Origin of the sequence: Nostoc sp. (assembly GCF_036917515.1) — a bacterium.
GTDB lineage: Bacteria > Cyanobacteriota > Cyanobacteriia > Cyanobacteriales > Nostocaceae > Nostoc.
Map to the genome: position 1 here is coordinate 1 of NZ_JBALDE010000080.1, position 20,846 is coordinate 20,846.

Here is a 20,846-nt window from a genome sequence, read left to right on the forward strand (position 1 = left end):
TCTTCTTTTTCCATTTTTTCTAATCTCCGTAGACTTACAGTATGGACAATGCACAGTATGAACCCTCTCCTCATCCCTTTATTATGCAACACCTCATTGCAGTGCTGTGTGTACGAATCTCAGTTGTATGCTCGTCAATCGCGACAAACTCGATTTTTTCCAGCATGACGTGTCCACGTTCCGGCATACCTAAGAATTCAAATGTCTGCACGAGCCGTCTATCTTTAGCTACTTCGTGAAAACAGCCAGTAAATTCATACTCATTACCGTCTTCTGATTGCTCAGCAATATGCCAGCTCCCGCCGTCTTTACAATCAAAGTGATACACTTTCATTGGATTACCACGACACCACCATTTAGCGAAGAGTTCCTCTTTGATATACGCCTCGAATACCTTTTCTAACGGAGCATTGATTGTGACGGTACCCAAGATGTTTTGTGAATTCTCTGGGACTGTTACTTTGAGATGTGCCATACAGTAAGACTCCTATAAGTCAATTTTCTTCTAATAATTTTTCCAAAGCATCGAAGCGGGTACCCCATACTTTTTCATACTCACTTAGATGTGCTGCGGCTACTTTGATAGTCTTTGGTGTAATATGAATAATTTTCTCCTTACCACTTCGACACTTGGTAACGAGTCCTGCTTTCTCAAGCACACTGACGTGCTTGGCAACAGCTGCCAAAGACATAGCATATGATTTTGCCAATTCGCTGATAGTGTGTCCCCTTTTCGATACACGCTTAAGAATATCTCTCCGTGTTGCATCGGTGAGAGCACCAAAAATCATATCAAGAGCAACATTTGATTCAACCATATGGTTGAATGATAAGCCAAGATACATATTGTGTCAAGTATCCCAATCATTCGATCTTGAGTATGACTGTCTTGTTAAGACCATAAGGTGCTTGACGGTTTAGATGTCAAATTGCACCTTGTCAAATACTGGTGATGTTGTCTTCGTGCCATTCGGCACTAGAGTATCAGCAACGGCAGAGGGAACAGAGGGAGCGCAAACGCCAAGAGGAACATGAATTCCAGGCGGCACATTAAGCGTTTTTGCAAGCTCAGTATGGGATTGAACCAGATAGACGTTTGTTCAAACGTGCCACAGGTATTTCCCCTCATCAGTATATAATTAAACAGCGAGTAGAGCAGGCGAAGCTGCTGCTCTCAAAAACGGATTTAATGATCGCTAACATTGCACAACTTGTGGGGTTCTCCAGTCAAAGCCATCTTACTCAACAGTTTAAACGCCTGACTGGAATCACACCGAAACAGATTCGTTAAGATTATAAAAATCTGATAAAGCGTTGTAAGAATCTGAAAGAAGTCGAGCATTGGAACTGAGTACACTCTAGATAGATACAACTAGGAGATACCAATGCAGCTTCCCCCAGATATTGAGCAACATACAATTGCACAAGCTTTTGCCGCTCATCTGGCACTCGTGGTCAAGGACATCCAAGCTTGGGTTGACTTATTTGCCGAAGATGCAGTCCTTGAATTTCCCTATGCTTCTGCTTTGAGTTTACCAGAACGATTAGAAGGCAAATCTGCCATCTACAACTACATGAAAAATGCCTCAGCACAGATGCAAAATTTGGTATTTACAAACATTCGTGTCTACTCAACGTCAAACCCTAATCTTCTATTTGGTGAGGTTCATGGGGAAGCTGTAATTGTCGCTACAGGTCGTCACTATCAGCAAGATTATGTGATGCGACTGGAAACCAGGGACGGCTTGATCATCCATTACCGTGAATATTGGAACCCGATGCCTGCTCTTGATGCGTTCGGTAGCGCACAAAATTTGTGTCAATCTTTCAATCCAGACTATGCAGAGTAACGAAAGGGAGAAAAGAGGTATGAGAATTGTGATTGCAGCTGCATCCAGCAAGATTGGACGACGCACCGCAGAGAAAATCATTCAGGCTGGAGCCGAAACTATTCTTTTGGCACGACATCCAGAGAAGTTAGCTGATCTAGTGACTCAAGGTGCGACGGTGAAGCCAGTCAGCAGTGATGATACTCAAGGCTTGATCGATGCAACGCAAAATGCAGATGCCTTGTTTTGGCTGACTCCACCGAAACTTGATGCACTAAACTTACGTGACTGGTACATTCAGACGGCAATGACTGGAGCCAAAGCAGTGCATGAAAACGGCATCAAACGAGTCGTCAACATTTCTAGCATCGGTGCGGGTGCAATACCAGATTTGGGTACAATCTCATTTGTCGGAAACGTTGAGTCGATCTTCAACCAGAGCACAGCGAATGTGCTACACCTGCGTCCTGGCTATTTCATGGAGAATTTCTTGGAGCAAGTTGAGTTCATTCGGCGAGACCACACCGTATACTTCCCCTATGCCAGTGACCATGATATTCCTTGGATTAGTACTGATGATATCGGCGATGAGGCAGCAAACTATTTACTTGATGATGCTTGGGCAGGGCAGTGGACTCGTAATCTGATGGGGCCAGAAAATTTAACGCTTGTTGAAACAACTGCTATCCTTTCACAAGTGCTTGATCGTTCTATCAAGTATGTTCAGGTGACTATTGAATCAATACAGCAGTACCTTGCATCGACAGGAGCGACACCTGATGTACAACGAGAGCTAGGAAATTTGTTCCGCGCTCTTGGCAATCCTAACGGAGTTTACGCTACAGTACGAACACCTGAAGCACTCACACCAACAACGTTTGAGCAGTTTGCAAAATATAAACTACTGCCAAACATCTGCTGAATGTCATTATCAATACCTCTGCTCCCCCTGCTGCACTCGCTCCAGGTTCGAGATGGTTATCAAGTCCACGAATCAGTGACTTGCGGTTGAGCAAGGCGATCATGAGTCCGTTTTCTTGTGAAATCGGCGAGCAAGCGGATGAGGTGCGGGGAAAGTATGATCAGTCCATAAGGGCGGTTTGGTGGCGAAGTATTCAACTAACGTGTTGAGTAAGCTGCTGTAAGCGGAGTGCATCTCTAAAAACTTTAGGCAGGCCGATTCTGCATCCTTTAACACAAAACCCGCCTGTGCTAAACTTGCCCGTGACTGCTCAAATTGTTCGCGTGTGCGAACTTTCCATTCTCCCTCACCATACACTTTTACTTCAGTTGAATCCACCACAACATGGATCGCCTCATCCTTTGGGATTACAGGCAGTTCCACGGATAATTTGCTCAAACGACGGCATAAGGTGGAGTGATCTGGCACTTTCAACTCAATTTCCATTCAGATAAACAGTGATTCTAAAAATCATAAGAGTTTGCCGCCCTGCTAAGTGAAATACCGATTGTACAGTTCCCATCGTAGCGTTGCTTCTCCTGTCAAAGACGCTACGCGACACTTTTAAAATGCGTTTGGGGATGGGTACTGTCTTAGAACAATCGGGGGATGGGCTTGTAGAGAAGGCTAGCAGTTCATCCTTATGCCGGATCAGTCTGTGGCAGTACGTCCTAATCGGCGTCGATACCGGAAGGCTACCAGAAAACAAACTCACCAAGGAATTGATTAACTACCGCGACTCACTCAAAGCTAACGTCACTGAACAAGGTGAAAAATTGCTTGGTGGTAAGCACATTCTTTCTAAAGCTGATGAGTAAGGTAGTAAACCTACTGTTCTAGAAATTGTGTAAAATAATTCCTCTGACTTGATGCTATTAACCCTTCATGCAAATGAAGGTTTTGAAACCTAAACTTTCAGTCACCCGGAAGTTTTGATGAGGTTTGGTACTGTGAAAACTGTGATGAATTTTGATTGACTCACAACAGATGATTATGTAATAGTCATTGGAAATAGGTTTACTTCTGAACCAAGTCAGCATTTAAAACCGAGAGGGATGAGTATCCCTACTCATCCCCCAACTTTTGCTCTCTTCCCCATTCCCCAAAGGCTGATGATCGGAATTTGTAACGATTGCAGTAAATCAAGTAATTTAACCAGACTCCCAAGGAGCGCTATCTGTAAAGAGTGCGTTGAGAAATTAAAATCGATAACTGTGATATACCCAAAATCCCAAAACTTTCACTTACCCTGAATTAAAACATGACTAAGCTGATCGAATACGAAGAAGCCAGCGACGAAGTTCGTGTAGTGTATGACGACATTCGCATTACACGTCAGAATGACTACATCAATAACTTTTGGAAAGCCATAGCCAACCATCCTCCCACTCTGCAACGAACGTGGCAAGCGTTAAAGGAAGTAATGGTTAGCCCTGGTGAAATCGATCCACTGATGCGCGAACTGATTTATATTGCCGTGAGTGCGACGAATGGCTGTGAGTATTGCATCGCCTCGCACACAGCAGCAGCACGTGCCAAGGGTATGAATGATACTATGTTTGGAGAACTAATGGCGATCGCAGCCACTGCCAATATGACCAATCGCCTCGCCAACGGCTATCAAATTCCGGTGGACAAGAAATTCAAGACGTAATAGTTTAGCCTTGTCTATCCCTGGTTAAAAATAAGATTTAGCAGAATTATTTACTATGCCCAAGGTTCAGATTAACGGGATTGATCTATTCTACGACATTAAGGGAACGGGTGAACCTTTGCTATTAATAGCTGGCTTTCTTTGCGATCATGCTTATTGGTCGCTGATTATGCCAGCACTGGTTTCGCAGTATCAAGTCATTCGCTTGGATAACCGAGGTATGGGAAGAAGTTCTGCTCCCGAAAACCCCTATAGTCTGAAACAGATGGCTAGTGACGTTGCAGGATTGCTCGATCGCATCGGAATTGATCGGGTACATCTAGCAGGCCATTCAATGGGTAGTCAGATAGCCCAAGAACTAGTGTTAGCACACCCTGAAAAGGTAAAAAGTCTGATGCTACTTTCATCTTTGGCAAAAGGTGATGCATTATTCAATAGCATCATCGAGACTTGGGGCGAACTTTCTAGTAATGTAGACTTAAAACTTTATGAAAAAGTCGTATTGCCGTGGATATTTACAGATGCTTTCTACTCAATTCCTGACATGATCGAAGGTCTGATTGAATTTGCTATCAGATATCCTTTCCCACCTGCAACTCATTCACTTTATCATCACAGCCAAGCCATCCTTAGCAGTGACACAATAGACCGCCTCCAAGAAATTCATTGTCCTACCTTAGTTCTGGTTGGTAAACAAGATATTCTTACCCCGTTAAAGTTTTCTCAACAACTTGCTCAAGGTATTGCCAATGCTGAACTTGTAGTCATCGAACGTGGTGGTCATGGCTTTTTGATTGAGTCGCCGGATGCTGTGGTTTCGGCTATGCTCAAATTTTTGGGGAAGTTGAAGCCAGCTTATAGCAATTTTTGATTATTAAGAGACTTTACCAAATCCACCGCCGCCAGGAGTTTCTATCACAAAAATATCTCCAGTTTTCATCTCTACTGTTGCTGTACTATCTAAATCTTCTTCAATTCCATTCTGTCGTTGTATCCAGTTGCGTCCTACTTTTCCTGCTTCCGCACCATTTAATCCAAAGGGAGGAACAAGCCGATGACCAGAGAGAATATTAGCTGTCATCGGTTCTAGAAATCGAATACGGCGGACAACTCCATTACCACCCGAATATTTTCCTTTGCCACCGCTATCAGGACGAAGACTAAAGCTTTCTAAAAGTACAGGATAACGGGTTTCTAAAACTTCTGGATCGGTCAAGCGGGAGTTAGTCATGTGGGAATGTACACCATCAGTACCAGCAAAATCAATTCCGGCACCAGAGCCGCCGCAAATAGTTTCATAATATTGATATTGATGATTACCAAAAGTAAAATTATTCATCGTTCCTTGAGAAGCAGCCATAACACCCAAAGCACCATATAAAGCATCGACAATAGTTTGAGAAGTTTCTACATTACCCGCGACTACTGCGGCTGGATAGGTTGGGTTGAGCATACAGCCAACCGGGATAATAATTTCTAGAGGATTAAGACACCCGGCATTGAGAGGAATATTATCATCAACTAAAGTACGGAAGACATATAAGACTGCTGCTTGAGTTACAGCTTTAGGAGCATTAAAATTACTATTTAGTTGTAGAGATGTCCCTGTAAAATCAATAGTAGCACTACGGTTTTCTGGGTGAATAGTTACTTTAATTTGAATTTGTGCGTCATTATCCATTTTATAAGTAAATGAGCCGTTATTGAGAACTGCGATCGCACGTCTAACAGACTCCTCAGCATTAGCTTGCACAAATTTCATATAAGCTTGAACAGTATCAAGCCCGTATTGTGAACCCATTTTATAAAGTTCTTGTACTCCCCGTTCATTGGCGGCAATTTGTGCTTTAAAATCAGCAATATTTTGGTCAGGGTTACGAGCAGGATAGGTATGATTTGAGAGATGCTTTCTGACTGCGGATTCTTTAAAATTCCCCTCTTCAACCAAGAGAAAATTATCAAAGAGAATTCCTTCTTCTTCTACTGTGGTACTGTGGGGAGGCATAGAACCGGGAGTAATTCCACCAATATCTGCTTGGTGTCCGCGAGAAGCAACAAAAAATAGGGGAGTAGGAAATGGATTATTTTCACTACTTTCCAAAAAAACAGGGGTGATTGCAGTGACATCAGGAAGGTGGGTTCCGCCATTATAAGGGTTATTAGATAGATAGACATTTCCTAGTTTGAAAGTGTCGCCTTTATCATTAATTAAACTGCGGACACTTTCACTCATTGAGCCTAAATGTACGGGAATATGAGGAGCATTTGCTACTAATAATCCCGATGAGTCAAAAATAGCACAGGAGAAATCCAGTCTCTCTTTGATGTTCACTGATGTAGCTGTATTTTGTAAAACAATCCCCATTTGTTCGGCGATAAATTGATATAGATTTTTGAATATTTCTAAGCGGACGGGATCGGGTTGAGGTGTTGTGTACACTTTTAATTCCTTAAAAAATTGTGTAGTCATCGCTTAAGCGCTTTTTTAAACACTTCAATGTTTACTATTAGCTATCACTGTCTACTTCGGCGGAAGCGAAATGTGTAAAATTTCGCCGATTGTAGAGAATCCGGCGCGGGTGTAAATTCGCACTTCTTCTTGATGTGCCGCCATGAGAAACGCCACCGTAACACCTGCCTCGAAAGCTTCTCGCACCAACCGGGTTGTTAAGGCTCCTGCTATGCCGCGTCGGCGAAAAGCAACACGCACACCGATACCAGCGATTTCTGTCATCTGATTTCCCGGCACGGAACACATTCCAGCCCCCACAGGTTCGCCTGTTGCAGCAACACGAGCAAGTATAGCGATTCCGCCTGCTGCTAGACTATTGCCAAGACGTTCACCATCTTCGGGGCTTGGTGCAGACTCTCCGTAAGCCTCATTTTGCACCGTAACTGTAGCAAGTATCTGGGCGTCTGAAACTGGCACAATTAATTCAATATCTGGGGGAGCAGCAAGCAATTGCTCTGAACCAGGAGTACAAATCATAAGTGGCAAGCGTCCTTCAACGGTGAAACCAGCAGCTACTAGTGCCTTCTCAACAGCAGGCGCAAGGGAAGCAACGTACTCCAAACGCGGTTTTCGTTTGCGACTTTCATAAGCAGCGATTAGTGCCTTGACGTCGGTGGGTGAAGGTGTGGCTGCGTCATTGGGGATGGCATAGTTAAGAAAAGGATTGGGGCTATGGCGGTTAAAGCTAACCAAGAAAGGTCCTATTTGTTCCGTATCACGTTGCTGGCTTGCCGCGAAGCGCAAATATGACTGAATGCGAGAGTCCATGAATGAATAGCCTTTTAATTATAAAACCGTGTTGAGGTTAGTGTGGTAAAAGTAAGTACTTTCCAGCACAATAGCTAGTTTATAGACGTTCTAAAATTAGATGGTTTTGTTCAGTTAATCTCGCTTGCCAATTAAGCTCTACTACAATTGTGCTAATTTTTTCCACAATGATCGCAGGCCCATTAATACTATCTTTTGCTTGTAAATATTCCCGTCGATAAACAGGAGTATCGTGCCATTTATCAGCAGTAAACATCTTTACTATCTCAACAGATACGGGAGCTTCATCTAAAGGACGAGTACGAATAATTAAAGGTTCTTCGGGAGTATCCATTTTCTGAATTACTTCCACTGAAGCAGATTCAACAATTAAGCTTTTTTCTAATTGAATAAAACCATAGCGAGATTGGTGTTCAGCCTCAAATTCTTGTTGCATCAATACCAAATCATTAGCAAAATTAACGGTTAAGGTAGAGTTAGTACCCTGATATTTTAAATTAGCTTTTCGGATTACTTCTACTTGACTCAGTGCCTCATCTATTTCACTTCTAGCTTGAGTTTCTAAATATTCCATTAACTGCTGTAGTTGAAAGATTAATGCTTGAGTTAAAGGTTGCTCAACTCCTCCTTCTCTAATCGCCCGGACATCAGCTAATCCCATCCCATAAGCAGATAAAGCTCCAGCATAAGGATGTAGAAATATTTTTTTCATTCCCAAGGTATCGGCAATTAAACAAGCAACCTGCCCACCTGCACCGCCAAAGCAACAAAGCACATATTGGGTAATATCATAACCGCGTTGCAGACTAATTTTTTTAATTGCGTTCGCCATATTTTCCACTGCGATCGCCATAAATCCTGCGGCTACTTGTTCAGGAGTACAATGATTTAACGTAGCGGCTTGAATGTCTTGGGTTAATTGGGTAAATTTTTGAATAACAATATCTTTATCTAAAGGTAAATTGCCATCCATGCCAAAAACCGAGGGAAAATATTGTGGGTGAATTTTACCTAACATTACATTGGCATCAGTAACCGCTAATGGCCCGCCACGTCGATAACAAGCAGGCCCAGGATTTGAACCAGCAGATTTAGGGCCAACACGATAACTAGAACCATCAAAAAAGAGAACAGAACCACCTCCAGCAGCAATGGTATTAATTGCTAATACAGGAACTCGCATCCGCGTCCCAGCAATTTCTGAATCTAGTTGTCGTTCATATTCTCCTTTAAAGTGGGCAACATCTGTACTTGTCCCTCCCATGTCAAAAGTAATAACTAACTCGAAACCTGCCCTTTTACTAGTTTGAACTGCGCCAACAATACCGCCAGCCGGGCCACTTAAAATACTATCTTTTCCTTGAAATTGTTCGGCTGCGACTAAACCGCCGTCAGATTTCATAAACATTAATTTAACGCTGGGTAACTGACTTGCTACTTGGTTGACGTAGTGACGTAAAATAGGAGTTAAATAAGCATCGACTACTGTTGTATCTCCTCGGCTAACCAACTTCATTAAGGGACTAACTTGATGTGATACAGATATTTGAGTAAAGCCAATCTCTTGAGCAAGCTGGGCTATTTGTTGTTCGTGTTTGGGATAGCGATCGCTGTGCATAAAAACAATAGCACAACTCCGAACTCCTGTATGGTAAACTGCTTGTAAATCACTTTTAACTTGTTCAATATTTATAGATATTAATTCATTTCCGTTAGCATCATAGCGTTCATCTATCTCAATCACCTGTTCATAAAGCATCGTTGGTAGAATTATCTGGCGCACAAAGATGTTAGGACGATTTTGGTAGCCAATTTGCAGCGCATCTTTAAACCCTTTGGTGATCAGAAGAACAACCCTGTCTCCTTTCCTTTCTAACAGTGCATTGGTTGCTACTGTTGTCCCCATTTTCACTACTTCTATCGCCTCAGTAGAAATGGGTTCGTTGCTAGCAATACCCCTGATATCTCGAATACCTTGGATGGCAGCATCTTGATATTGTTCGGGATTTTCTGAAAGTAGTTTATAGACTATAATCCATTGCTGATTAGGCAAAGTCACAATTAAAAAACGTTCAGGATGTTTTGAAACTCCATCGATAATTGCTTGATTATTAGTAACAGCAACAATATCTGTGAATGTACCACCACGGTCAGCAAACACCTTCAACATTACTCTGTTTCCTCAACACTATAGAGGTAGCATAACAATAGAATTTGAAGTGTTTATACTTCCTCAATTTTAAGTTTTGCTTTTTCAGCTAGTGAAACGAGTTAGCGTAGGCGTAGCCCGTCGTATACATCGCTACATTCAACCCAAATATCGCATCTGAAAAATTGTAGCTATTGCAACCAGTAAGTTTAAGTATTCTTAAATTCATAATCATGCTATTATAAAACCAATATCAAATCGGTTCTGGTGGGGATCAGCCATCAGACGCAAGGGGGAAAGTTCGGTGTAAATCCGGCACTGTCCCGCAGCTGTAATGAGGCTTATGCCTCAAAGTCAGAATGCCCGCCGAAAGTAACAGACAAACTCACATCCATCTGCGAGGTACAGGTGAATATTGCCATAAATATTTCAAACATATATCAGTTTCACATTCTCATAGTGCCAGAGATACGCCACGGACTACTTATGGCTATGAGATTATAGGCAGTTTATTGATAATTGCAATTGCGGTTTGATGTAACTGTCATTTACGCTGGTTTTTCCTTGGCGTGAAAGCTTTTATAACATCATTTCTGCCAAATTTACTCAATAGCTATGTTGCAGTTGCAAGACTGCGACAAGATGTCATATCTGCGATTCGGACTTAATCCTACACACTTCAAAATTAATGCTCGATAAACAACATAGTTTATTTGTTTGCACGACCTGCGCCAGCGTCTGGCAAGATGGTAAACGAGTTGGTGAAAGTAAAGGTGAGCAACTACTACTACAGCTTCAACAACTTGCATTCAATTGGGAATTGCGAAATAAATTCTCTATTCAGGGAGTTGAATGCATGAGTGCTTGTAACCGTTCTTGTGTTATTGCCTTTACAGCAGAAGGGAAATCAACTTATCTCTTTGGTGATTTACCAGATGACAGCTGTGCATCTGCTGTACTGAAATGTGCAACTCAATATTATACTAAGCCTGATGGCTTACTACCTTGGTCAGAACGACCTGAACCTTTGAAAAAAGGGATTTTAGCAAAGATTCCACCACTAAATAAGTGGGCAAAATTAAACATAAGTTGTTGTTAATTGATGACTGGGTAAAATTTCCCAGTTCTTAATCTCTAGTACTTAAATCATTAATCTTGAAAGGAATAGAAAGTAATGCAGATTCAAACAGCAACCTTAGGCTATCCTCGCATTGGAAAAAACCGGGAAGTCAAGAAAGCGCTAGAAGCATTTTGGAGTGGTAATATAGAGTCAGAATCATTACTCCAAACCGTGCGAAAAGTTGAGGAATCTAACTGGAAAACTCAACTTGAAACCGGAATTGACCACATTGGAATTGGAGACTCAACTCTCTACGATCATGTACTTGACTGGATATTTCGTTTTGGGCTAATTCCTGAAAGATTTCAACAGCTTTCCGGGTTAGAACGCTATTTTACAATGGCGCGGGGTAAAGAAGGAATTGCTGCCTTGGAAATGACTAAGTGGTTTGATACTAACTATCACTATCTTGTCCCTGAAATTGCAGAAGAAACATTACCATCTGATTTCAGCGACTTTTTAGAACAAGTTAGCCGCGCTCAAAAAATATTAGGTAAACGGGCAATTCCAATTGTACTTGGGCCCTGTACTCTGCTGCGCTTAAGCAAACTATCACTAAATATTCAGCAAGCAGTATCAAAGTTAATTCCGCTATACATCAACCTACTCACTGAATTAAAAAATTTAGGAGTAGAAGAAGTGCAAATACATGAACCTGCACTTGTTTTAGGTGATGCTAATTCTTGGAAAGAACACTTTCAAAAAGTTTATCAATCACTTTCGTTAGTTGGAATACCCCTACACTTGGTTACTTATTTTGATGATTTAGGTGAAACTTACCCTTGGGTGATAGATTTACCTGTTGCTGCTATTAGCCTAGACTTGACACGCGGACGCAACTTAGAGTTAATTAAAACTTACGGTTTTCCACCAAATAAGCGACTAGGTGCAGGGATTATAGACGCAAGAAATATTTGGCAAATTCGTTCCGAGAAAGTTATTCCCATTTTACAAGAGATTGTAGAGACTTTACATGGGACATCTTTACATATTCAACCATCTGCTTCCTTACAATTTGTTCCCGACGATGCCAAACGAGAAAAACGATTACCATCATCACTACGTAATGTCTTGAGTTTTGCTGAACAGAAACTTCAAGAAGTGGTTTTCTTAGCTCGGACAATAATAGGAGAAAACACTAAAGCAGAGCAAGAATTGATCGAGACTAGCTGGAGTAAGTTCGAGGAGTTTAATCCAGCAAATCAGTCAGTTGAAGAAAGACTGAAAACTCTGAAGACTGATGATTTTCAGCGCTCCTTATCCTATGGATTGCGGCTTGATTCCCAAATTTCGCTTCCTCTGTTCCCAACAACTACAATTGGTTCCTTTCCCCAAACCTCTGAAGTTCGCCAACTCCGAATGCGTTACAAACGCGGTGAATTGAGTCAGTCAGAATACGAAACTGCAATTGATGTTCAAGTTGCCGAAAGCATTAAACTACAAGAGGAATTAGGATTAGATGTTTTAGTTCATGGTGAATTTGAACGCACCGATATGGTGGAATTTTTTGGACAGCAGTTATCAGGCTTCGCTTTCACTGAAAATGGTTGGGTGCAAAGCTACGGTAGCCGTTATGTTCGTCCACCAATTATTTACGGTGATGTGGTTCGGACTGCGCCAATGACAGTACGTGAGTTTCAAGCCGCTCAATCTTTGACGGAAAAACCTGTAAAAGGGATGTTAACGGCTCCTGTAACTATCTTAAATTGGTCTTATCCCCGTACCGATATTTCCAAGTCAGAACAAGCTTTCCAAATTGCTTTAGCGTTGCGGGATGAGGTGGCGGATTTGGAGGCGGCTGGTGCAAAGGTAATTCAAGTTGATGAACCAGCGCTACGTGAGGGTTTACCCCTAAAGGTTGAGCGTTGGAATGAATATCTTTCTTGGGCTGTAGATGCATTTCGTTTGGCGACAGCAATAGCTCAACCCCAAACCCAAATCCATACTCACATGTGCTACTGCGAATTTGGTGACATCATCAAGGATATTGAACGGTTAGATGCTGATGTTATTTCGATTGAAAATAGTCGCAGCAACAATCAAACTCTGCGAGAAATCACAGAGGGTGGTTACTCACATCAAGTTGGTAATGGAGTTTACGATATTCATAGTCCTGTCGTTCCGACAACTGAGCAGATTTTACAACAATTGCGGACTGGAATTGCTAATTTACCAGTAAAACAAATTTGGGTAAATCCAGATTGCGGTTTAAAAACTCGCCGTTGGTCAGAGGTGATTCCGGCCTTAAAGAATATGGTGGAAGCAACAAAAGTCTTGCGGGAGGAAGTGAATGCGACCCCCCAATAATGTCTGGCAAGGAAATTTTGGCTACTGGCAAAATAGCTTTATTCATAACAATCTGCTGGTAATCGGTTATACAGGATGGAAGGGATTTCAGTCATTTGGGCGGGGAGTTGTTATTTGTGATATGGATACTAAAGTTACTCACCCGACAATTACAAGTCTTGATACAGTTCCCTTCACCCTCCAATTTCTCCCCTCCGATCTGATTAGGTTTTACTTGCGTTCGTTTCAGGATTGTGGAGCTATATCGCAATCAATCTGCTCATCCATGATTTCATCAATTTCCCCGGCGATCGCAACATACAATCCCCATCAAGATATTCTTCTGGTGCTAAAGGCTGAACCTCAAATTGAGGTGAATTTTTTACACCAACTAAAAATTACTCCACCCGATTGCTATAAACAAGTTTGCAAGCGATGGTCAGAATTTAAACCAAGCCTAATACCCTAAAACTTACTTTAATCCTCAATGCTCAAGCCAAAATCAAGCAATATTCCCAAAGCAACTCGCTACCAAAATGCAGCGATAGATTATTACATGGGACTCACAAATTCCTCCTATCTCCATTACGGGTATTGGGAACCACTACCTACTGTGGGTGAAGAATTAACTCTAACTCGCCTGCGTGTGGCGCAAGCTGCGTATACAGCCAAACTTTTGAGTTTTATCCCAGAAGGGATAAAAACTGTGCTTGACGTAGGCTGTGGGATTGGTGGTAATGCGGCATATTTGTGCGATCGCGGTTTCAGTGTTGAGGGATTAGCACCCGATGCACTCCAGCAAGAGAGATTTATTCACAATACCAACGGTCAAGTACCTTTCTACTTAACGAGATTTGAAGATTTTCACAAATCATACTCCTACGATTTAGTTCTGTTCAGTGAAAGCAGTCAATATATTGCTGTTGACGATTTGGCTCAAGGTGCGGCTCGTTTACTAAGTAGTGGTGGCTACCTGCTGCTTGCAGACATGATGCGTTCTGATGCCGAATACCGAGAAGGTATTTTTTCTAATTGTCATGTCGCCAGTGAGCTTCAAACAGCGTTGATGCACACTGGATTCAAGTTAATTAAGACTGAGGACATCTCCACTCAAATTGCACCAACGATTGACTTGTGTGTTGATAACTTCCGTACTTTTGGGCTAACAACGGTCAAATATCTTGCTGATATTGTGGCGATCGCACTCCCACCATTATACTCACTCGGTCGTTGGGCATTTAAGCGCTGGCTGGAAAAGTTGGTTGTTGAGGGGTTAGCAGCACGCGCAATTTTTGAGAGCCATTTATGTTATTCCATCCAACTCTGGCAGTTATCAAAAGGAGTTTAATCAAGATGACCCCAGAAACAAACACCCAAGATTGGCAACAAGCTTTTATTGCCACCAATATATTAGCAATTGGTTACAACGCTTGGATCGGTTATTTAGGAGGAGAACGTGGTGTTGTAATTTGCAGTACCAATTCTCCGCATTTAGGTATGGCTGGCGAAACATTTAAAGCGCATTTTATCCCGCGTAAAAATATTGCAGCTTTCTTAAATGCTTGGTTAGCAGCACCTGATACCGTACTGTTACAAAGACACTTCATGAATGCTCATATTCTGGAAGCTGTAGATAAGTATAATCCCCAAAAAGATGTTGTATTTTTATTAGAATACGGTCATCAAGCTGGATTTTTCTATTTAACTAAATTACCAATCACACCACCCCAATGTTACCAAACTGTATGCAAAGAATGGGTAGATTTTCAATCTCAGTATCCTCTCTTCATAGGAGCAAAAACATAATCAGACTCATGCAAAATAAAAAATCAACTTTTTGGTTTTACGGCTTTGTGCAAATTGAGATGTATAGAGCTTTAATAGCACCGTTCAAGCCTCAAAAACCCCAGTCTTAAAACTTCAAAATTATTTATCTCAATAGTGGGTAAAAAGATTTTATCTATTTCCCCAATTTCAATGTAATTATAATTAATGAATATCTTTGATTAACTGTAAAAAATTATTAATAAACTCTCATTGTTACTATTGGATATATTGATATTTATTGAGAAAATAATTAAAACTTAATTTTGATGATAAAAATAGACTGACATTGAAATTGTCAGGTGTTAAGGTTGTGCAGTCCAATAGTATATTATGGAGAAAGTAGTGAGAAAACTACCTCTAATTTTATTTGCAGGCTCAACATTTGTTAGTTCGTTGCTACTGAATTTATTTTTAGAGAAATCTGCAAAAGCAGATAATCCCAATCAGCAAAAATTATCTGAGAATATTTCCACAAATAATACTCATACAGCCACTTTAAATTGTCAACGTCAAAACTGTAGTGGAAATGCTTATCTGGCGACTTTCAATCGCCTTTTTATGGCAAAAGCTGATAATCTTCAGCCTGATAATCAAAAAGTGATAGAACTAAATATGACAGATGAAGAAAGTGATGCTGCGATCGCTAAATTTGGCTGTGACTGTCCGAAATCGATAAATGCGTTACGTCAGGCAAGAGGAATCACTATCGGAGTCGAAGGTGAGTATCTTCCACCAGCAGACAAAATCACACCCTGTACAGATAAAAAAATACAAAATGATTCTCAATCAACTAATACTCAATAGTAAAGTCCCAAGTTAATGGGTGCTTTTAGAGTAATTTGAGAAAGCTTTGTCCACCCGTTTTTTCAATGGGTGTGAATGAAATTATACTGATTTTCATCAAATCAAATCTATATTGACTCCAGAAGTTTTTATTTCCTATCCGAAATTATTGACATTATATATTTTCTTGCTTATGATTTTCAATCAGTTATAATTTGATTTCCTTGCCGAAAATATCTGTAACTAAATTCAATGTTCTCCTCACTATACTATATGAAATTACGCTGGTTATTTCTGAACTTAATTAGTATTTTGCTGTTATCTTCTCCGGCAAGAGCAACTCAATTAGAATCTTGGCACTTTGACCCCATTCACAATCAGCTTGACTTAACCACTGACTCAGGTATTCAACCGAGAGTTTTTTTAATTGATAACCCCAAAAGGCTTGTCATTGACTTATCAGGAACTACTTTCAACTACCCTACAACCAAACAAAACTTTGCTTGGGCAATTCGAGAAATTCGGGTAGCACAGCTTGACCCTCAGACAACCCGACTCGTAATTGAATTAGCACCTGGTTATAATATCTCTCCACAAAGTGTAATAGTCCGAGGAGATTCTGACTCTCATTGGGTCGTAAAACTATCATCAATTAAAAAAATGCCTGCGACGGGAATTTTGAAGTGGAGAATAGGAGATGGAGAACAATCCTCCCAAACACCAATTTCTATTACCCCTAATCTCCAGCAAAAACGCCAAGTTCTCTTATTCCAAAGTAAAGCGCCTTTACAGGATATTGCAACTATTAATAAACTGAGTCCACCAGATATACTCACTAAACCAATCAATGCTTCTATGTTTGCTGGGGTAGTTCCTTTAGGTGAAGAAATACTACAACTAAAATCTCAAATTAATGCATTGATGGCTCGCTACAGTTTCCTCAAGCCGGGTATGTTTTTTGTAGATTTAGAGACAGGTAACTATTTGGATATTAGTGGTGACAAAGTATTTCCCGCCGCAAGTACGATTAAGTTCCCAATTCTAATTGCTTTATTTGAGAAAATAGACGCTGGTACAGTCAAACTAAATGACACTCTGGTAATGCGGCGAGACTTGGTTGCAAGTGGCTCTGGAGACTTGCAGTATAAACGTGTGGGAACCAAGTTAACTGTGCTGCAAACCATAAATAAAATGATTAGTATCAGCGATAATACCGCTACAAACATGATTATTGACCGTTTGGGTGGTAAGGCAATATTAAATCAGCGGTTTCGCAGTTGGGGATTAAAAAATACTGCAATTCGTCATTTACTGGGAGATTTCAAAGGAACTAATACGACCAGTCCTGCCGACTTAGTAAAATTGTCAGCATTGATTCAGTATCATAAGTTAATTTCAGATGCAAGTCGCTCCCAGGTTTTAGACATTTTAAATCATTGTCATAACAAAAAGTTGCTGGCAGCTGGTTTAGGTTCGGGAGCGGTAATTGCTCATAAAACAGGGGATATTGGATTTGTCATTGGAGATGCAGGTATTATTGAAATGCCCAATGGCAAGCGTTACTTAGCAGGGATTTTTGTGAGAAGACCTTACAATGACATTAGAGGTAGGGATTTTGTTCGTCAAGTTTCTCAGTTAGTATATACATACTTAGACCAACCGAAATTAACTCAGTTACCTTAAGGTTTCATCAATAAATGTCAAACCTTCAGGGTTTAGATTATGAATCTGTTCCCAAGTCTTTATGCGTTAATTGCGACCTGACTGTGATAACTTATCTATTCGATTAGTAATACCTCAAGTACGGTTCCATGGCGCTACGGGCGCGTAGCGCCTGCAACCTTGAGGCGAGCGCATGATTCATACCTGGATTCAGCAACGCCTGTTTTCTTATATCGCTTTTAGTCTAAACTCCAGCCATGAGGATAGCTTGGCGCGGACAGCATCAATTCTCGCTAATTACTGCTGTAAGTCAACTTGGTAGAAAAACAGAAAGTGCGATCGCAATCAGCTTAGAAGAATTGAATTTACGTTAACAGTGTTGTTGTTTTTTGAACAGTGACAACAACAAACATACTAGTCCCATTACTACCAACGACACTGAAGAAGCAGATTCTGGCACAGACTGAGGGTTTTGCACAGGCTGATAATTGATGAAATTTCCTTGAATTGGGCTGAGTGATGCCAAAAGTTGCTCAATATCCTTAGATATATCAGTGTCATTACCAACACTTTTAGAAGAGATGAGGCGGTTAAAGGTTTGGCTACTTGATACATCAAAATCTCCTGTAAACCCAAGAAAATTTTGACCTATTTTACCTATAAGAGAGTCAATCAGATTGTTGACATCAGTTTTGATCCCTAATGGGGATAACTTTAAACTGCTGAGATTATTGACGTTTCCAATCGTTGTATTGTCAGTCTTTGTTAACCAATTGCCATTACCAATAATTTCATTTCCATTGGTAAAAACCCAGTTCCCATTACCAATAATTGTATTATCAGTGCCGAAGTCCCAATTGCCGTTTCCAATAGTTGCGTTGTCACTGCCGAAGTGCCAATTACCATTACCTAATGTTGAATTCTTACTTCCGTTGTCCCAATACCAGTTGCCGTTACCAAGAGTTGTATTATCCTTTCCAAATAGCCAGTTGCCATTACCAATGGTTGCGTTGTTATTATTAAAGTTCCAGTTGCCATTACCAATGGTTGCGCTGTTACTGCCATTATCCGAGTTAAAATTACCAATGGTTGCGTTATTACTACCAGAGTCCTTATTACCATTCCCAACCGGTGCGTTGCTCTGATTAAAGGTTTGGCTACTTGAATTAGATGTATTCCCAGTGTTACTAAAGGGTATATTATTACCAAGGACTTCTTTCAACGGATCGAAAGGCGATTGTTGAAGCAGACTTCCAGCACCTGCAATTGGATTGCTGTTACCTACAAATGGGTTGGTAGCCCCACCTGCAATCGGATTACTGTTACCTGCAAACGGATTGGTAGCCCCACCTGCAATCGGATTACTGTTACCTGCAAACGGATTGGTAGCCCCACCTGTGATCGGATTACTGTTACCTGCAAACGGATTGGTAGCCCCACCTGCGATCGCATTACTATTACCTGCAAACGGATTGGTAGCCCCACCTGGAATGGGATAACCACTGCCTGCAAACGGGTTACTACCTGCTGCTAATGTGTTATCAATACCCTTGAAATAGTTATCACCTAGAACTAACTTTAATCGCTCAAAGATTAATTTCTGAAGCCCACTGCCACCATCACCTACAAACGGGTTAATACCGCCACCTGGAATCGAATTGCTACCGTTACCTAATAACAGATTGCTATCACCCGTCAACAGGCTGCCCTTGACAGCAGACAAACTGTCATTGGCAGCAAAGGAATTACCGCTATATAGGTTGCTAGCGCCACTTGCATTTAAGGGATTAACTCCACCATTAACGGGATTGATAGCAGACGCTTCCATTAGCACTAATTCTCCTATTTTTAGTTAAAAAGTTATGGGGTCTTCAGTACTTCTTATACCAATTATGAATTTGCTAAACCCAAAATCTCTTTAAAATAAAGGCTTTAATATCTTACCGTCAAACTAACAGAAGATATTGCCTAAACCTTTACCTGAAATTCTTTTCAGGGCGTAAAATAGCAAACTAGTACAATCAGGCAGAAGGCAGATCAGCGATAGTACACGCTTTTCTGGTTTATCAAATAATATGTTTATTTGCGCCAAGCTGTACTAGCATACTACGTACTGAAGAACTCATGATTTTTCCCTTCTATTTATCTGCTGATTTTCGCAAGGATTCTATTAAGCGAATGGGATTTGTCCACCACTGCTACCAAATGAGGGGATTTGTCCACCACTTCCACCAAATGAGGGGATTTGTCCACCACTTCCACCAAATGAGGGGATTTGTCCACCACTTCCACTAAATGAGGGGATTTGTCCACCACTTCCACCAAATGAGGGGATTTGTCCACCACTTCCACCAAATGAGGGGATTTGTCCACCACTTCCACCAAATGAGGGGATTTGTCCTTCACTAAATGAGGGGATTTGTCCACCACCAACTTCCTTGTCAAGCTTTGAGTTAACTAGCTTGTCAATAGTAGCCCTCAAAGTGAACCCGTCCGGTATTTCAGTTGTGCTAATACCATAGGTCTGGCTGCTACTACCAGTCAAAGGGTCGCTACCACTACCTTGGCTAACACTACCTGCGGATGGATTACCACCACCTGCGGATGCGCTACTACCACCCGTGGATGGGCTACCACCAATTGTGGATGGGTTTACACCGCCTGCAAAAATATTCCAGAAGTTGTCGCCAGCGAAAGGATTACCATTGTAGGGTAAATCAGCCTGACTGCCACTGCCACCGGCACCACCAAATGGGCTACCGCCACTTTCTCCATTACCTACACCACTGAATAGATTGGCGAGCTCTTCTTTACTAAGAACTTCTGTCAAGCGACCAAAGGGTGATTGTTCAATCGGATTGTTCCCACTAGTAGAGGAGTTACCGCTACTACTATTACTTGAATCTGCCATTAGGATTAATCCTCCTGCTGTTTTGATGAAAATTTTGCTAGCATCGCAACATAAAATAGACAAAATATAAGTCTGTTTTGTCTATTTTATTGTTATCTTTTTGTTAGCAAAACTAGTTAGTAGTTATTAGATTATTTGGTTACCTTTGTTAAGTGGAGATAATCAATTTTTCTCAATAATACTTACACTTTACAATGTATATGATTGAATTTTTAAGAGCAATGAAAAATGTTTTGATATATTGATCAAATTTGTAGATACTTTTAGACAATGATTTAAAAAAATAACTAAAGTTTTTGGGTAATAAAATTATTGGATTAAGTATTATATTGCAATGAATAATTTTTTGATAAATTTACCAAATTTTTAGATATTTAAGTTATC

21 protein-coding genes, 1 pseudogene and 1 riboswitch are annotated in these 20,846 nt (G+C 40.9%); of the genes and pseudogenes, 13 read left to right on the forward strand and 9 right to left on the reverse strand.

The genetic code is table 11. The features are described 5' to 3' along the window. Nucleotides 1-70: 70 nt before the first annotated feature. From V7K89_RS09985 to V7K89_RS09995, 3 genes are all read right to left on the reverse strand, one after another. Nucleotides 71-475 (reverse strand): SRPBCC domain-containing protein, encoded by a 405-nt coding sequence (locus V7K89_RS09985; RefSeq protein WP_335186684.1) that lies wholly within the window; start codon nucleotides 473-475, stop codon nucleotides 71-73. A 19-nt stretch (nucleotides 476-494) separates the two neighbouring features. Continuing rightward, on the reverse strand, nucleotides 495-818 hold the full coding sequence (locus V7K89_RS09990; RefSeq protein ID WP_335186686.1) for an ArsR/SmtB family transcription factor: 324 nt from the start codon (nucleotides 816-818) through the stop codon (nucleotides 495-497). A 99-nt stretch (nucleotides 819-917) separates the two neighbouring features. After that, complete coding sequence (locus V7K89_RS09995) at nucleotides 918-1,049, reverse strand: hypothetical protein (protein WP_335186688.1); 132 nt, start codon at nucleotides 1,047-1,049, stop codon at nucleotides 918-920. A gap of 11 nt (nucleotides 1,050-1,060) precedes the next feature. Between V7K89_RS09995 and V7K89_RS10000 the strand changes: the two genes are divergently transcribed. The 3 genes from V7K89_RS10000 to V7K89_RS10010 all read left to right on the forward strand — a co-directional run bounded on the left by V7K89_RS10000 (nucleotide 1,061) and on the right by V7K89_RS10010 (nucleotide 2,751). Further along, the gene (locus V7K89_RS10000; RefSeq protein ID WP_335186690.1) at nucleotides 1,061-1,291 is read left to right on the forward strand and encodes a helix-turn-helix transcriptional regulator; all 231 of its coding nucleotides are present in this window, start codon (nucleotides 1,061-1,063) and stop codon (nucleotides 1,289-1,291) included. 94 nt (nucleotides 1,292-1,385) lie between these two features. Beyond that, nucleotides 1,386-1,850: a nuclear transport factor 2 family protein gene (locus V7K89_RS10005; RefSeq protein ID WP_335186692.1), complete on the forward strand. Its 465-nt coding sequence runs from the start codon at nucleotides 1,386-1,388 to the stop codon at nucleotides 1,848-1,850. 19 nt (nucleotides 1,851-1,869) lie between these two features. Then, nucleotides 1,870-2,751 carry an NmrA family NAD(P)-binding protein gene (locus tag V7K89_RS10010; protein ID WP_335186694.1) on the forward strand — a complete coding sequence of 294 codons (882 nt, stop codon included), beginning with the start codon at nucleotides 1,870-1,872 and terminating at the stop codon, nucleotides 2,749-2,751. Between the two features lie 327 nt (nucleotides 2,752-3,078). Here V7K89_RS10010 and V7K89_RS10015 read toward each other — a convergent pair. Further along, nucleotides 3,079-3,225, reverse strand: a pseudogene (locus V7K89_RS10015) (transposase); the annotation flags it as partial. A gap of 134 nt (nucleotides 3,226-3,359) precedes the next feature. Here V7K89_RS10015 and V7K89_RS10020 point away from each other — a divergent pair. From V7K89_RS10020 to V7K89_RS10030, 3 genes are all read left to right on the forward strand, one after another. Further along, complete coding sequence (locus V7K89_RS10020; protein WP_335186695.1) at nucleotides 3,360-3,608, forward strand: hypothetical protein; 249 nt, start codon at nucleotides 3,360-3,362, stop codon at nucleotides 3,606-3,608. Nucleotides 3,609-4,051: 443 nt separating this feature from the next. Continuing rightward, entirely contained in the window at nucleotides 4,052-4,444 is a 393-nt protein-coding gene (locus V7K89_RS10025; protein WP_335186696.1) for a carboxymuconolactone decarboxylase family protein, read from the forward strand. 55 nt (nucleotides 4,445-4,499) lie between these two features. Then, nucleotides 4,500-5,315, forward strand: coding sequence for an alpha/beta fold hydrolase (locus V7K89_RS10030; protein ID WP_335186697.1), 816 nt, complete (start codon nucleotides 4,500-4,502; stop codon nucleotides 5,313-5,315). Between the two features lie 3 nt (nucleotides 5,316-5,318). Here the strand turns inward: V7K89_RS10030 and V7K89_RS10035 are convergent, their stop codons facing one another. The 3 genes from V7K89_RS10035 to V7K89_RS10045 all read right to left on the reverse strand — a co-directional run bounded on the left by V7K89_RS10035 (nucleotide 5,319) and on the right by V7K89_RS10045 (nucleotide 9,894). Further along, complete coding sequence (locus V7K89_RS10035) at nucleotides 5,319-6,884, reverse strand: hydantoinase B/oxoprolinase family protein (RefSeq protein WP_335186739.1); 1,566 nt, start codon at nucleotides 6,882-6,884, stop codon at nucleotides 5,319-5,321. 81 nt (nucleotides 6,885-6,965) lie between these two features. Continuing rightward, nucleotides 6,966-7,724 (reverse strand): GNAT family N-acetyltransferase, encoded by a 759-nt coding sequence (locus V7K89_RS10040; protein ID WP_335186699.1) that lies wholly within the window; start codon nucleotides 7,722-7,724, stop codon nucleotides 6,966-6,968. Nucleotides 7,725-7,803: 79 nt separating this feature from the next. Further along, nucleotides 7,804-9,894: a hydantoinase/oxoprolinase family protein gene (locus V7K89_RS10045; RefSeq protein WP_335186701.1), complete on the reverse strand. Its 2,091-nt coding sequence runs from the start codon at nucleotides 9,892-9,894 to the stop codon at nucleotides 7,804-7,806. A 221-nt stretch (nucleotides 9,895-10,115) separates the two neighbouring features. Next, nucleotides 10,116-10,258, forward strand: a riboswitch (cobalamin riboswitch). Between the two features lie 303 nt (nucleotides 10,259-10,561). On the opposite strand from V7K89_RS10045, the gene V7K89_RS10050 reads away from it, so the two are divergent. From V7K89_RS10050 to V7K89_RS10080, 7 genes are all read left to right on the forward strand, one after another. Then, a complete protein-coding gene (locus tag V7K89_RS10050) occupies nucleotides 10,562-10,972 on the forward strand; it encodes a DUF1636 domain-containing protein (protein ID WP_335186703.1) in 411 nt (136 codons plus the stop codon). A 75-nt stretch (nucleotides 10,973-11,047) separates the two neighbouring features. Beyond that, nucleotides 11,048-13,300 carry a 5-methyltetrahydropteroyltriglutamate--homocysteine S-methyltransferase gene (gene metE / locus V7K89_RS10055; RefSeq protein WP_335186705.1) on the forward strand — a complete coding sequence of 751 codons (2,253 nt, stop codon included), beginning with the start codon at nucleotides 11,048-11,050 and terminating at the stop codon, nucleotides 13,298-13,300. Then, the gene (locus tag V7K89_RS10060) at nucleotides 13,284-13,748 is read left to right on the forward strand and encodes a hypothetical protein (RefSeq protein ID WP_335186707.1); all 465 of its coding nucleotides are present in this window, start codon (nucleotides 13,284-13,286) and stop codon (nucleotides 13,746-13,748) included. The genes metE and V7K89_RS10060 overlap by 17 nt, the downstream gene beginning before the upstream one ends. An 18-nt stretch (nucleotides 13,749-13,766) precedes the next feature. Next, nucleotides 13,767-14,627: a class I SAM-dependent methyltransferase gene (locus V7K89_RS10065; protein ID WP_335186709.1), complete on the forward strand. Its 861-nt coding sequence runs from the start codon at nucleotides 13,767-13,769 to the stop codon at nucleotides 14,625-14,627. A gap of 5 nt (nucleotides 14,628-14,632) precedes the next feature. Next, nucleotides 14,633-15,085 carry a hypothetical protein gene (locus tag V7K89_RS10070; RefSeq protein WP_335186711.1) on the forward strand — a complete coding sequence of 151 codons (453 nt, stop codon included), beginning with the start codon at nucleotides 14,633-14,635 and terminating at the stop codon, nucleotides 15,083-15,085. A gap of 351 nt (nucleotides 15,086-15,436) precedes the next feature. Continuing rightward, a complete protein-coding gene (locus tag V7K89_RS10075; RefSeq protein ID WP_335186713.1) occupies nucleotides 15,437-15,910 on the forward strand; it encodes a hypothetical protein in 474 nt (157 codons plus the stop codon). A 252-nt stretch (nucleotides 15,911-16,162) separates the two neighbouring features. Next, nucleotides 16,163-17,572, forward strand: coding sequence for a serine hydrolase (locus tag V7K89_RS10080; RefSeq protein WP_335186715.1), 1,410 nt, complete (start codon nucleotides 16,163-16,165; stop codon nucleotides 17,570-17,572). Between the two features lie 349 nt (nucleotides 17,573-17,921). Here the strand turns inward: V7K89_RS10080 and V7K89_RS10085 are convergent, their stop codons facing one another. Continuing rightward, a complete protein-coding gene (locus V7K89_RS10085) occupies nucleotides 17,922-19,379 on the reverse strand; it encodes a hypothetical protein (protein ID WP_335186717.1) in 1,458 nt (485 codons plus the stop codon). A 342-nt stretch (nucleotides 19,380-19,721) separates the two neighbouring features. Further along, nucleotides 19,722-20,462, reverse strand: coding sequence for a hypothetical protein (locus V7K89_RS10090; protein WP_335186719.1), 741 nt, complete (start codon nucleotides 20,460-20,462; stop codon nucleotides 19,722-19,724). Between the last annotated feature and the right edge of the window lie 384 nt (nucleotides 20,463-20,846).